Raw genomic sequence first — 14,748 nt, forward strand, 5'->3', positions numbered from 1 at the left:
GGTCTGTCGAACACCGACGGTAATCTGGTGATCGCCAAGAACGCGGCGGATGGTACGCAGGAAGACGTGACCTTCGATCTGGCCGACGACGTGACGATCGGCAGCAGTCTGACTGTCGAAGGCGACACACAGTTGGGTGACAACTTTGCCGTCACCAACAATGAAGTGACCTACGACGTCGAACCGGATCAGATCGACAATGACTACGAAATGGTCAACAAGAAGTACGTCGATGAGGCGGGGGGGGAGCTGGCCGAGTTAGGCATGGACTTTGCCGGCAATGAAGGGGATTCGGTACATCGTGACCTGGGGCAAACCCTGGAGATCTCCGGTGAAGCGAGTGTCGCGGGCACCTACAGTGGTGCCAACCTGAAGACGGTGACCGATCCGGCGACCGGTGAGGTCGCGTTGCAGATGAGCGATCAGCCGCAGTTTGGCGACGTGACCATCAACGATGGCGACAGCGGCAAGATTACCGGCGTGACAGCAGGCACTGACGCCACTGACGCGGTGAACGTCAGCCAGTTGGAAGACGTCGGAGATGTGGCCAATGCGGGTTGGGATTTGAGTGCCCAGGGCGCTGATACCACTAATGTTGCCCCGGGGGACGCGGTGGACCTGTCCAACACCGATGGCAACCTAGTGATCGCCAAGAATGCCTCCGAAGGTGCCCAGGAAGACGTGACCTTCGATCTGGCCGACGACGTCGAGATTGGCAATAGCCTGACCGTCAACGGCGGCCCGACGCTCAACGACAATGGCATCGACATGGGCGGTGACACCATCACGAATGTCGGCACGCCGACGAATGGCGGAGACGCGGTCAATCTCGACTACTTCAACGAGAATCGTGCCCATTACTACAGCGTCAACGACGGTGGCGTTCAGCAGGGTAATTACGCCAACGATGGCGCCGCGGGCGTGGATTCCCTCGCCGCCGGGGTGGCAGCGTCTACCGGCTCTGGTGCTGAACGCGCCGTATCGTTGGGCTATGACGTTACCGCGAATGGTGTCGATAGCATTGCCATTGGCCAGGGCACGTTGGCTGACTCCGAGGGCTCTGTTGCCATTGGCCGTAATGCAACGGCCAATGGCGGGCGTTCCACGTCGATCGGTGACGGCAATACCGCGACAGGTGACGGTGCCGTGGCCATCGGCGATCCGAGTACCGCCATTGGCGATGGTGCCGCAGTGATGGGCAAGGACAACTATGCCGAAGGCACCGGGGCGGTAGCCGTAGGTAACAACAACACCTCTGAGGGTGACGGTGCCCTGGCAATCGGTGATACCAACACCGCGACCGGTAATGGCGCGATCACCATGGGTGTCAATAACCAGGCCACCGGCAATGGCGCTGTGGCCATGGGTAACGACAACGTGGTGACCGGAGACGGGGCCTTCGCCGCAGGTAACAATGCAACGAGTAATGCCTTCGATACTCTGGCACTGGGCACCCAAGCTTCGGCGACAGCGGACCATGCCATGGCCTTGGGTAATAGCTCTGAGGCGTCCGGCTTTGCTGCTTTTGCTGCCGGTAATACTGCCGTGGCCTCAGGAGAGGCTGCCATGGCGATCGGGCAGGTATCCACGGCGTCGGGGCTGCGTTCGTCAGCGATCGGTCTTGCCTCTCAGGCCATTGCGGAAGATGCTCTGGCGGTGGGAACTGAAGCGGAGGCCAGCGGCTTGCGTAGCACGTCGCTGGGTAACTACAGCACTGCCGGTGGCCAGGGTGCCATGGCATTGGGTTCGAACGCCCAGGCCAACGTCGAAGGCAGTGTCGCCTTGGGGGCACGTTCCGATGTCCTGCACGAACAGAGTGTGGCCCTGGGGGCTGCGACGGAAACCGTACGGGGAGCCCAGACCGATTACACCGGCTATGGCAAGGACACCACCGAAGACTCGATCGGTGAAATCGCCATCGCTCAGGTAGCTCGCTTCGATGACGATGGCAATCAACTGACGGTGTCGGGCAATCGACAGATTACCGGATTGGCGGCTGGTGTCGAGGACACCGATGCAGTGAACGTTTCGCAGCTCAAGGCAGTGGACGAAACGGCCAACGCCGGTTGGAACCTGAGTGTCCAGGACGGCGCGGCCAGCAATGTGGCGCCGGACGGCGAGGTCAACCTGCGCAACGCGGATGGCAATCTGGCGATCAGCCAGGTGACTGATAATGGCCGTGAGGAAGTGACCTTCGATCTGGCTGACGACGTCGAGATCGGCAATAGCCTGACCATCAACGACGGCCCGACGCTCAACGACAATGGTATCGATATGGGTGGCGATACCATCACTAATGTCGGTGCACCGGTTAATGAAGGCGATGCAGTCAACAAGCAGTATGTCGACGAGACCAGCGATCAACTAGTCGGTCTGGGCATGGACTTCTCCGGCAACGAAGGGGATCCGGTACACCGCGATCTGGGTCAGACCTTGGCGGTAACCGGTGAGGCAACCGCAGACGGTACTTTCAGCGGCACGAACCTGAAGACAGTGACAGACCCGGATACCGGCGCCATCCAGCTGCAGATGGCGGACGCGCCGCAGTTCGGTGACGTGACCATCAACGAGGGCGACAGCGGTCGGATCTCCGGGCTGGCCGATGGCCAGGACGGCGATGATGCGGTCAACGTTAGCCAGCTCGAAGACGTCAGCGACGTGGCCAATGCTGGTTGGAACCTGAGTGCCCAGGACGGTGCGGCCAGCAATGTGGCGCCGGGGGGTGAGGTCAACCTTCGCAACGCCGACGGCAACTTGGCGATCAGTCAGGCGACCGAGAACGGCCGTGAGGAAGTGACCTTCGACCTGTCCGACGACGTGACGATCGGCAGCAGCCTGACTATCAATAACGGCCCGACGCTCAACGACAACGGCATCGATATGGGCGGTGATACCATCACCAATGTCGGTACGCCGATGAACGAGGGTGATGCGGTCAACAAGAAGTATGTCGATGAAGCGGGTGATGAGCTGATCGGAATGGGCATGAACTTTGTCGGTAATGAAGGCGATGAGGTCCAACGTGCTCTGGGGGATACCCTGGCGATTACTGGCGATGCCTCGGCCGATGGGACCTTCAGTGGCTCCAACCTGAAGACGGTGACCGACCCGGATAGTGGCGAGATTGCGTTGCAGATGGCAGATGCGCCGCAGTTCGGCGATGTGACCATCAATGAAGGCGACAGCGGACAGATCACCGGTGTGGCCGATGGCGATGTCACTGAAAATAGCACCGATGCGGTGAATGGTGGCCAGCTGTGGGAGACCGAGCAAGAGCTGAAGGAGGGCCAGGTGCACTACTACAGCGTCAACGACGGCGGTACCCAGGGCGGCAACTACGCCAACGATGGGGCCAGCGGAGTGAATGCCATTGCGTCGGGCGTGGATGCCACGGCCACGGCGGACGGGGCCATCGCCATGGGCGACGGGGCCACGGCCACCGAGACCGACAGCGTGGCGCTGGGGTCGGGCGCGACAACCGAGGCCGCGGTCGGTACTGCCGACATCACGCTCGGCGGCCAGACCTATGCCTTTGCCGGTACTTCGCCGATCGGTACCTTCAGCGTCGGTTCCGCCGGTGCCGAGCGCACCATTACCAATGTCGCTGCGGGTCGACTCTCGGCCGACAGTACAGACGCCATCAACGGCAGCCAGTTGCATGCCACCAATCGGGCGGTGGAAAGCGTGGAAGGTCGGGTCGGCGACGTCGAGGGTGACGTCAATGAACTCGGCGATCGCGTGACCAATGTCGAAGGTGATGTGGCGAATATCGGTGACGAGGTCGATCAATTGGGTGATCAGGCGGTGAAGTACGACACCAACGATGACGGCAGCGTCAACTACGACTCCATCACTCTGGAAGGCGATGGTGGTACCACTATCACCAATGTCGCGGATGGCGATGTTTCGGAGTCCAGCTCCGATGCGGTGAACGGCAGCCAGCTGTGGGAGGTGCAGGAGCGGATCACCAACATCAATGAAGGCGGCAGCAAGTACTTCACGGCCAACTCTGAGAAGGCAGCGGCCGAGGCCCGTGGCGACGACAGCGTGGCCATGGGGCCGGAGAGCGTGGCCCAGGGAGATCAGAGCGTAGCGACCGGCGACGGCGCGGTGGCTGAGAGTGAAGGCGGCGTGGCCCTGGGAGCCGGCTCGCAGGCGACCCGCGAAGGCATGGACGGCGCCGAGGAAGCCTTCTCGGGCGAATCCGTGGCCTCGACGCAGGGCGCGGTCTCGGTGGGCAGCGACGGCGGCGAGCGTCAGATCACCCACGTGGCGGGGGGGACTCAAGCCACGGACGCGGTCAACGTTCGCCAGCTGGAGTCGGTGCAGGCCGGGTCGGTGAACTACGACCGCAATGACGACGGCAGCGTGGACTATAGCTCGGTGACACTGGGTCAGGAAGGCACACCGACGCAGATCCACAACGTGGCGGCCGGTGAAGCGCCGACGGATGCGGCCAATGTGGGGCAGCTGCAGGAACTGAATCAGCAGTTCAACCAGCAGATCGGTGGCGTACATAACCGCATTGACGAGGTGGAGCGCGACGCGAATGCAGGTATTGCAGGCGTTGCTGCCCTGGGGAATGCGCCATACGTGCCAGGTAAGCTGACATACCACGTTGGAGGTGGCTATCACGGTGGCGAGAGTGCTGTGGGTGTCAACTTCCGCCGCACCGCGGATAACGGGCGCTGGAGTTTGACGGCTGGGGCCGCCGGTTCGCGAGCGGGTGCTACGTTGAGTGTTGGGATATCGGGCGTGATCGACTAAGTTACAGGATATTCCTATTTTAAAGCCTTTAACCCGATGGTCTTGATAAAGTGATGATTCTGAGCTTGGAAATGAGATCGATCACTGTTTCGGTAGTCAAGGCCTTCGGGGTATCAGGCTTCATGCGAGAGCCGGTAACTGAGGAAGCCTCATTATCGGCTTTCACTGGCAAGTAAAAGAGGGAGGGAGCATGGGATATAGTACCTACCGTGGGATGGTGTTGACGCTCGGAAGCGTCGGCCTGGTGGCTCTGGGACTTCAGGGCTGTGCAACGTCTTCCACACAAAGTTCGGATGAAACAATGCGGGCGTCGTCGACGCCTGGGGCGAAAAATGTCACATTCCCTGATCCGGGAGATGCATGGATAGAGGAGGGGACCTACGTCAACCTGGAGGATCTGCGAAAGATGCAGGCAGGGGTTTCCAAGGATCAGATGTACGATTTGCTCGGACGCCCACATTTTTCCGAGGGACTGTTCGGCGTGCGTGAGTGGAACTATATTTTCCAGTTGCCCACGGGGAATGGCGACTACATGACCTGCCAGTACCAGGTGCAGCTTGATGACGACATGCTGGCCGAGAGCATGCACTGGCGTGAGTCGCGCTGTGCCGCTCTGCTCGACCCTCGAAAAGATGAGCCGACACGGATGACGCTGTCCGCCGATACGCTGTTCGACTTCGATAGCGCCCAGTTATCGCCGCAGGGGAAGCGGCAAGTCGCCGATCTGGCCGGGCGTATTCGCGACGACTTCGTTAAAGCCGATATCATGGTCGTGGGGCACACGGATCGATTGGGCAGCGATGCCTACAACCAGGCCTTGTCCGAGCGGCGTGCCGCCATGGTCCGTTCTGCCCTGGTCGATAGCGGAATTGCACCGATGACGATTCAGAGTCGTGGTGTCGGTGAGCGTCAGCCGGTGACGCATTGCGAAGGGAGTCGGAGTACGCCGGGGGTGAAGGAGTGCTTGCGCCCCAACCGGCGTGTTGACATCAAGGTAGATGGCGAGCAGCGCTGAACCTGAGGGCCATTTCGAGCTCTCCCGTGGGGATCGCTCCCCACGGGTTTTTTCATGTTCGCGGGTGCGTCGTTACTCCAGCAGGCTGGAGGAGACCCAGCCGAGCCCACCTTGTTGCGGCAAGTAGACCTGACTCCAACCATCGGCGCTGCCCAGGATGCGCAGGGTATCGCCTTGCCGGACCTTGGCGATGATATCGTGATCGGTGGAGTTGCCGGCACGAATGTTGGCGGTTTCGACTCGCACGTCCTTGGCCTGTAGGTTCTCGAGACTTGATGCGATGTTCTCGGCGGCGATGTCATTGCCTTGTTTTGCCGACATTGCGAACCAGAAAACCGCCCAGGCATGATTTTTTTCCACCCCCTTTCCTTGAGCGTACATGGCGCCGAGGTTGTTCTGGGCGTAGGCATCGCCGGCCTGGGCGGCCTGACGATACCACTTGATGGCTTCGGCATGATCCTGTTCTACACCACGGCCGTTTTCGTAGAAGGAGCCGAGATTGTTCTGGGCCGCGACGATGTCCTGCTTGGCGGCGGCCTCGAGCCATCTGGCGGCCTCGGCATCGCTCTGCTCGACGCCTTTGCCCTCCAGGTAGAGCAGGGCCAGTTGAAACTGAGCCTTGGCCTCTCCCTGTTCCGCGGCCTGCTGGTACCAGCGTGCGGCCATCCCAGGGTCGGTATCCTCGCCATCGCCGGCCAGGTGCTGCTCGGCGAGTTTCATCTGCGCAGGCACGTGACCGCCGTCTGCGGCTAGTCGATACCATTTGTGAGCCTTGTCGGGGGCCTGGCTGGTACCTTTGCCCTGAGCATACATTTCGGCCAGACGGAATTGGGAGGGGGCATCCCCTTGCTCGGCGGACTGACGCCATTCATAGATGGCGGAGGCGAAATTGCCGCGCTGATATTCGTCGGCGCCTCTCTCGTAGTTCGCCATGGCCAGGGGGACATGGAGGCCGACGAGGCTGATCAAGGCCAGTTTCCATTTCATGGTGAGCCCTCGGGAGACATGTACCGTGAATCGAATATGCATTGTAAAGCACATGGCGCCGGGCGTTGCCCGGCGCCATGTCATGAAGGTATCACCCTGACCCCGAATTGACATCGGGGGGTGGGGCTACTGGCTATCGGTGCTGGTCGCCTGATCGTCCTGAGAGTCATCCGGCTGACCTTGTTGCTCCGGCTCCATGCCCGGAGCGGCGGAATCGCCGCCAGTGAGCATGTCGACCCGCTGGTGAGTCATGACACACATGACACCAGCATCGTTCTCGAAGATGGGATAGTTGGTATCGCAGTAGAGAGCAGCAGTATTCAGGGTATTGAAAGCACGAAGGTCGCGGTTGGCTTGTGTCAGCCGTGCCATGAAGAGTTCGCCTTCAGGGCATTCCATGGCCTGTTCATCGGTGGAGGCAATACACAGTTGAGACTGGTCCACCTTCTGGAACTGCGGATAGTCGGAGAGGCAGCCAGTCAGAAGAAGGGGAGCACCAAGGAAGAGGGTCGAGAATTTCAGAATACGTGTCATGCGATCGGTACCTCAAAACTTGCGGTTTGCCAAAAGGAGGAATGGTTTTGGTCATGCCGGGCGAAGCCATGTTCAAGGCCTCGCTAAAGCCGGGTGCCGTGCAGCTTATCGCTGAACGTTTTATGAGACCAGTGTGTTGTCGGAGGTATGGATGAACTTGTTTTAACGTCAGGTTGGGAGCGGCTGGCAGGGGAGGGGGGGACATTTCGCCGAGAACCGCGGTAGCGGTTACTGGCGTCGTTTATGCTGACATGGTGAATGAATATTAACCTCTTTGTCATATTACATCATCAGCGTGTCGCCATTTTTTCCTCAAGCCGACACAGTGGTGGCCCGCCGCTTTGGCATGTCAGAAAGGCATATATTTTTATATATCATGTGGTTATGGGTGGTTATGCTCAGGTTGGTATGGGCTCGTGAGGGGGTAAGATGCTTGGTTGTGGAAAGTTTTGATAGATTTTGATTATCGAAAATATAGTAATTCTAAATAACTCTAAGTTGCATTAGTTTACATTTCTGCTATCTTCCAGCCCGGTAAAAAGAGTCCCGCTGGTTGGTCGGCAACCTGGCGAGTGACTCAGAATTGCCCATCGCCGCGTTTTTATCGCTGAACGCTCGCGGTTTTGTCATTCGCACACGCATCGCAAAGGGATAGGCATCAACGATGAACGCCAATTATCGCTGTAGTCTCGCGTTCCAGCTATCGAAATACTGGAAACGCGTCGTTGTTCTTGGTTCTACCGCTCTACTTCTCCCCCTTCCCGTCATTGCCCAGGATGCTATGCCTCCCGATACGGCATCTGCGGGCTCCTCCAATCTCAAGTCCGTAGTCGAACGGGCCATCACGACCAACCCCGAAGTTCAGGCAGCCTGGAATGGGTTCCAGGCTGCAGGCCATGATGTCGATGTTGCGCGCGGCGGCTACTTGCCGCAAGTCGATGTGACCGCCGGCGTGGGGATCGAGGATCGCGAGAACGACTTCCAGGGCAGTTATGACACCGACTACGCCGAGCTGTCCCTGCGGCAGATGATCTATGATGGCTTCGCGACCAGCAGTCAGGTGGAAAACCTGAACAGTGCCGAGCTGGTACGTTATTACGAGCTGTTGGGGGCCAGCGAGAATACGGCGCTGGAAGCCACTCGCGCCTATCTCGATGTGAAGCGGCGACGCGAGCTGGTAGAGCTGGCCCGCAGCAATTATCAGGAGCACCAGCGTGTCTATGAGCAGATCGAAGAGCGCACCCGCTCCGGTGCCGGTCGTGGTGTCGACCTGCAACAGATCCAGGGGCGCCTGGCATTGGCCGAATCCAACCTGCTGACCGAAGCCTCCAACCTGCACGATGTATCGGCACGTTACCAGCGTCTGATCGGTGAACTGCCGCCGGTCTCGCTGGCCGAAGCGCCTTCCTTCGAAGGGCAGCTTCCGGCCGATGTGTCCCGGGCACTGACGATGGCCTATGAAGGCAATCCGGATTTCCATGCGGCGATTGAAGACATTGCCGCCAAGGAGGCCGAACGTGAGGCGAGCAAGTCGGGCTTTCATCCGCAGCTCGACCTGGTGGCGCGTACCGGCACCTACAAGGGCAGCGATGCGGGCGGCAGCTATATCGGCGGTGGTCACGAGTCGCGCAGTAGCGTCGAGCTGGTCGCCAGCATGAACCTCTATCGCGGCGGCAGTGACCTGGCTTCCTTCCGTGCCGCCAGCGAGCGTGTCGAGCAGGCCGTCAGCCTGCGCCGCAAGGCCTGCGTGGATGTGCGTCAGACAACGCAGATCGCCTACAACGATACTCAGCGCCTGCGCGATCAACTCGATTACCTGAATGAGCACCGTCAGTCCACGGACCGGGTGCGTGGTGCCTACCGTCAGCAGTTCGATATCGGCCAGCGCTCGCTGCTCGATCTGCTCGACATCGAGAATGAATATTTCGAGGCCAGCCGTGCCTACGTCAACGCCGAGTATGACGTCATGTTGGCCGATGCCCGTACCCTGGCCGCCATGGGCAAGCTGCTGCAGGTGCTCGACGTGCGCCGCGACAACATGCCGACCCTTGAAGACCTGGGCAGCGATGGCGTCGAGATCGATCCTGATACCGTCTGCCCGGCGGAAGGCGCACGACAGTACACCCTGGATGAGCTGACAAGCGCCTCTACTTCCTACTAGGGTGGCGCGGCGCCGAGGATGACACGACCCGGTGAAATGGCGAATACGCCGATCCCGGGTCTTTCCTGTTGGGCGCCGACACAGGGAGCGGCAAGGATGACGTTTCCTGACGCCTTGCCCCTGGTCGCTTCAGCCCCTGAGGCTGCCGCTGGCCGATAAAAGCAAAGGAAGGGCCTGACAATGGAAGGGCCTGATAATGCATCAAGGAGTGCTTCTTGGCAGACACGGAACTGGAGAGTGAACAGGCATCGCATGCCGAGTCGGCGGTGCGCGATGAGCTTCTCGAATCCTTGCTGACGGTCGCGCGAGCGCATGGACACGAAACCAATTCGACATCGCTCGTTGCCGGCCTGCCACTCGATGAGGCAGGACGCCTGACGCCGAGTGTCTTTGCGCGCGCCGCCACTCGCGCCGGCATGACGGCCAAGATCGTCAAGTGTCGACTGACCCAGCTCAACCGCTCCCTGCTGCCCGTCGTGTTGCTGCTCGAGCCTGGCCGTTCCTGTGTGATTGTGGATCTGGACCTCGAGTCGGGTACGGCGCGCGTGGTGTTTCCCGAGCTGGGCGAGGCCGAGACGCGAGTGGACCTGGAGGTCCTGACGGCGCGTTACAGTGGGCAGGCCATTTACGTGCGACCGCGCTTCCGCTTCGATGCACGCGGGGAGCAGGTAAAACACCGCAAGGGGCGGAACTGGTTCTGGGGGGTGATCCGCGAGAACCGGCGCCTGTATCGCGATGTGGTGCTCGGTTCGGTGATGATCAACCTGTTCGCGCTGGCCATGCCGCTGTTCGTGCTCAATATCTATGACCGCGTGGTGCCCAATCATGCGACCGAGACGCTCTGGGTACTGGCCGTGGGCATTTTCGTGGTGCTGTGTTTCGACCTGGGCATGCGCCTGGTGCGTAGCAGTTTCGTCGATCTGGCGGCCAGTCGCGCGGATGTGAAGCTGTCGTCGGCGCTCATGTCCAAGGTGATGGGGCTGCGCCTCGAGGTACGCCCGCCGTCGACGGGGTCCTTCGTTTCGACTCTGCAGTCCTTCGAGTCGGTGCGTGCCTTCATCGGCTCGGCGACCGTCGTGGCGCTGGTCGACCTGCCGTTCGTGCTGCTGTTCCTGGCCATCGTGGCGATCATCGGCCCTGCGCTGGTGATTCCACTGGTGGTGGCGGTCGTGGTGATTCTACTGTATGCCCTGGCCGCCCAGAGCAAATTGCACGACCTTTCCGAAACGTCCCAACGCGTCAGCGCGCAGCGCAACGCGACCCTGGTCGAATCGGTCTCTCAACTGGAAACCGTCAAGTCCCTGCGAGGGGAAAGCCGGGTTCAGGATACCTGGGAGAAGGCCACGGCCTTCCTGGCACGTACCACAGCTCAGCTACGCATGATCGGCACCTCCGTCACCAGCGTCGCGCAATGGACGCAACAGACGGCGTCGGTCTGCGTCATCATCATCGGCGTCTATCTGATCATCGACGGCAACTTGACCCAGGGCGGGCTGATTGCAGCCTACATGCTGACCACTCGGGCTCTGGCGCCGGTCAGCCAGGCGGCGGCACTGCTGTCGCAGTATCATCAGTCCGCCACGGCCCTGTCATCACTTGATGAGTTAATGGCACAGCCCGAGGAACGGCCGGATGACAAGGCCTTCATCGACCGGCCCGTGGTTCAGGGCAAGGTGCGCTTCGACAAGCTGTCGTTCCGTTACCCGGGGGCCGAGCAGGACAGTCTCAACGGTGTGTCGCTCACCTTGAAGCCCGGAGAGAAGGTGGCCTTGCTGGGACGTGTGGGATGCGGCAAGACGACGTTGCAGAAGCTGTTGCTGGGACTCTACCAGCCGACCGAGGGGGCGGTGATGGTCGATGGTGTCGACATCCGTCAGTTCGATCCGCTCCAGCTGCGTCGTCATATCGGTCATGTGCCGCAGGATGTACGACTGTTCTACGGCAGCCTGAAAGACAACATCCTGGCCGGCGCGGGTACCGATGGCGTCGATGACGATGACCTCCTGCGTGCCATTCGCATCAGCGGGCTCGAGGAGCTGGTCAATGCGAATCCCCAAGGGCTGGATCTTTCCGTGGGAGAAGGCGGACAGATGCTCTCGGGCGGACAACGTCAGGCGGTGGCCATTGCCCGTGCCGTCGTTCACGATCCGAGCATCCTGCTGCTGGATGAGCCCTCGAGCGCCATGGACCATGCCAGCGAGGAAACCTTGAAATCGCGTCTACAGGCTTATGGCGAGGGCAAGACACTGGTCCTCGTCACTCATCGAACCTCCCTGTTGTCACTGGTGGACCGTATCGTGGTCATGGATGCCGGTCGCGTGATGGCGGACGGTCCTCCCGAGAATATCTTGAAGGCCCTGCGTGAAGGACGAATCGGGAGGGCTGTGCGATGACCTCGAAGAAAACCGCGGAACAACAGGGATTCGAAGCGGTGGGGCATGTCTCGCGTGCCGGCGGCAAGCCATTTCGCCCGTTCATCGACAGGCTCTTCGCACGCCGTGTCACCTCATCTCACTTGAATCGCGACTGGGCCAGCGATGCCGACTGGGCACGCATGCAGCAGGAGCCGATGCGCGCCCGCCTGCTGCTGTATCTCGTCGTGCTGGTCATCGTGGCGTTGATCGTCTGGGCCTGTTTTGCACCCATCGATGAGGTCACACGGGGGACGGGCCGCGTCATTCCCTCCAGTCAGTTGCAGAAGGTTGAGTCCTTCGACGGCGGGGTCGTGCAGGAAATCCTGGTCGAGGAGGGTGACAAGGTCGAGAAGGGGCAGTTGCTGATGCGCATCGACCCCACGCGCTTTCTTTCCAACCTGCAGGAAAACCGCGCCTCGGCGCAGTCGCTGGAAGCCAAGGCGGAGCGGCTCAGGGCGCTGTCGACCGGCTCCGAATTCACGCCCTCGGCTGAGTTGAAAGAAAAGGCGCCCAAGGTAGTCGAGCGTGAGCGGGAACTGTATCAGCGGGGCCGCGAAGCCTTGGAAGAGAAAGAGGCGATTCTGGAGGATCGCCTCGCCCAGCGTCGCGCCGAGCTGGAAGAGGCGCAGTCTCGGCGTGACACGGCCAGCCGGGAGCTGGGCATGGCCAGCGAAGAATTGCGCTTGACGAGGCCGTTGCTGCAGTCGGGCGCAGTATCGGAGGTCGAGGTCCTGCGCCTGGAGCGAGAAGTGTCCCAGGCGCGGGGCGAACGCGAGCAGGCCGCCGCTCAGGTGGAGCGCCTGAAATCGGCGATCGAGGAAGCCCAGGGGGAGCTGCGCGAAGCCCGATTGCAGGCACGTAACGACTGGGGCGTGGAGCTCTCGACGACACTCGGTGAACTGGCGGCCCTCGACGAGGCCAGCAGTGGCCTTCAGGACCGGGTGCAAATGGCCGAAGTGCGCTCGCCGGTGGATGGCATCGTGCAACGGCTGGCCATCAATACCCTGGGCGGCGTGGCCAAGCCGGGAGAGGAAGTCGTCGATATCGTGCCGACCGATGACACCCTGCTGGTGGAGGCGCGCATCGCCCCGCAGGACATCGCCTTCCTGAAGCCCGGTCAGCCGGCCACGATCAAGCTCACGGCCTACGACTTCGCGATCTACGGCGGATTGGAGGCCGAGTTGTCGAACATCAGCGCCGATACCATCACGGACAAGGACGACAACACTTTCTACCTGGTCAAGGTGCGTACGAAAGAGGACACCGAGACGGTCTCCGACCTGGACGTGATGCCGGGGATGACGGCCCAGGTGGACATCCTGACCGGCAAGCGAACAGTCATGCAGTACCTGCTCAAGCCCATTCTGCGGGCGTGGGGCAATGCCCTGGGTGAGCGATAACAGTTTTGACGGCCCGAGTGTCGGGCTCGACAAGGATGAAGGCCTTTCTGCACATGCAAGGCGGTAAGGCAAGACACAAAATCAGCGAGGTGGCTTATGAGTGACATGACGGTGGTTGAACTTTCAGGTCAAGCCTGGGTTCGCGACGAGAATGGTAACCTGCGGGAACTCGAACGGGGTGACGTCATTGCGTCGGACGAGACCGTCGTGACCGCCGACAATGCCTCGCTCGTATTGGCGCCGGCTAGTGGAGAGCCGGTGCAGGTTCCTCCCGGGGCGGAGTTGAACCCTGAATCCCTGATGGCAGCCGATGATGACGATCGTCCCGAAGCGTCGGTGGGCGAGGCGTCATCCGAGGACTCTCGGGGTGGCGATGCAAGCCCTTCTAGTGCTGACCAGAATCCTCAGAATAATTTATCGGAAGCCCAGAACAGCGGCCCGAGCGACAGGCACGGTTCCACCCCCACGATTCATGAAGGTCAATCCTTCGTGCGCGTGGATCGTATCAAGGAGCCTGTCGATCCGCTGGAATACCAGTACGGACTCGAGATGGGCGATTGGCTCGAGACGCGTCGAGGTGGTGCGCAGGATGACAACGAAGAGGATGAGGATAGGGCTACCTCATCACGGACGCCGGACGAGATGCCCGCAGCGCGCGTCGAGTTGCTCGGTGCCGGCGATGATGGCATCTACAACCAGGACGAGATCGGCGACGATGGCAGCGTGACGGCCCGAGTCACCCTGAACAGCAATACCGAGCCAGGCGATCAGCTGGTGGTGACCGACGGTCATGGCAATGTGCTGATCGATCGGCCTGTCACGCAGGAGGATCTGGATAATGGCGTGACTGTCGAGGTGCCGGTCGAGCCGGGGGATGCCGAGGTCGGCGTGCATGCTTCGGTAACGGACGAAGCGGGCCGTGGTGGTGGCGATACGGATCGCAAGCCCATCGAGGAGAGTGACGACACCTCGCCGGCGGTCAGCGTCGAGCTGACCGGCAGCGGTGACGACGGCACCTACAATCAGGACGAGATCGGCGACGACGGCACCGTGACTGCCCAGGTCACTCTGGAAGATGGCACCGAAGTCGGCGATACCCTGACGGTGACCGACAAGGACGGCAATGTCCTCGAGGAGCGTGAAGTCACCCAGGACGATCTGGACAACGGCGTCAGCGTCGAGGTGCCGGTCGAACCGGGCGATCCCGATGTCAGCGTGACCGCCAAGGTCACCGATCCGGCTGGCAACAGCGACAGCGACGATGACAGTAAGCCGATCGACTGGGATGTTGCTGTCAATGTGCCCAACGAGCATGACGCCGACACCCCGGACGGCAATATCGCCGACCAGGTGGTGTTCGAAAGCGGCCTGGCGGATGGTTCCGCGACGAATGCCGACGATACCCGGGTCGAGTCGAGCTTTACCCTGACCGCTCTGGATGGCCTGCAGGAAACGGGCGCGGTGACGCTG

General features: G+C 61.0%; 8 protein-coding genes. 6 read left to right on the forward strand and 2 right to left on the reverse strand.

The features are described 5' to 3' along the window. Together RSO41_RS18220 and RSO41_RS18225 are read left to right on the forward strand one after the other, a co-directional pair. Positions 1-4,767, forward strand: a 4,767-nt coding sequence (locus RSO41_RS18220) for a YadA-like family protein (protein ID WP_315620683.1), incomplete at its 5' end; no start/stop codon positions are given. Between the two features lie 301 nt (positions 4,768-5,068). Continuing rightward, positions 5,069-5,782, forward strand: coding sequence for an OmpA family protein (locus RSO41_RS18225; RefSeq protein WP_315620690.1), 714 nt, complete (start codon positions 5,069-5,071; stop codon positions 5,780-5,782). Between the two features lie 72 nt (positions 5,783-5,854). Here the strand turns inward: RSO41_RS18225 and RSO41_RS18230 are convergent, their stop codons facing one another. Both RSO41_RS18230 and RSO41_RS18235 read right to left on the reverse strand, forming a co-directional pair. Beyond that, positions 5,855-6,769, reverse strand: coding sequence for an SH3 domain-containing protein (locus RSO41_RS18230; protein ID WP_315620684.1), 915 nt, complete (start codon positions 6,767-6,769; stop codon positions 5,855-5,857). 126 nt (positions 6,770-6,895) lie between these two features. Beyond that, complete coding sequence (locus tag RSO41_RS18235) at positions 6,896-7,303, reverse strand: hypothetical protein (protein ID WP_315620685.1); 408 nt, start codon at positions 7,301-7,303, stop codon at positions 6,896-6,898. Positions 7,304-8,084: 781 nt separating this feature from the next. Between RSO41_RS18235 and RSO41_RS18240 the strand changes: the two genes are divergently transcribed. From RSO41_RS18240 to RSO41_RS18255, 4 genes are all read left to right on the forward strand, one after another. Further along, positions 8,085-9,464 carry a TolC family outer membrane protein gene (locus tag RSO41_RS18240; RefSeq protein WP_315620686.1) on the forward strand — a complete coding sequence of 460 codons (1,380 nt, stop codon included), beginning with the start codon at positions 8,085-8,087 and terminating at the stop codon, positions 9,462-9,464. A 215-nt stretch (positions 9,465-9,679) separates the two neighbouring features. Beyond that, positions 9,680-11,857 carry a type I secretion system permease/ATPase gene (locus RSO41_RS18245; RefSeq protein ID WP_315620687.1) on the forward strand — a complete coding sequence of 726 codons (2,178 nt, stop codon included), beginning with the start codon at positions 9,680-9,682 and terminating at the stop codon, positions 11,855-11,857. Beyond that, positions 11,854-13,278, forward strand: coding sequence for an HlyD family type I secretion periplasmic adaptor subunit (locus RSO41_RS18250; RefSeq protein ID WP_315620688.1), 1,425 nt, complete (start codon positions 11,854-11,856; stop codon positions 13,276-13,278). Before RSO41_RS18245 ends, RSO41_RS18250 begins: the two co-directional genes overlap by 4 nt. Before the next feature lie 96 nt (positions 13,279-13,374). Beyond that, positions 13,375-14,748: retention module-containing protein (locus RSO41_RS18255; RefSeq protein ID WP_315620689.1), on the forward strand; the 1,374-nt coding region annotated here is incomplete at its 3' end.

It is taken from the genome of Halomonas sp. I1 (genome assembly GCF_032334135.1).
Classification (GTDB): domain Bacteria; phylum Pseudomonadota; class Gammaproteobacteria; order Pseudomonadales; family Halomonadaceae; genus Halomonas.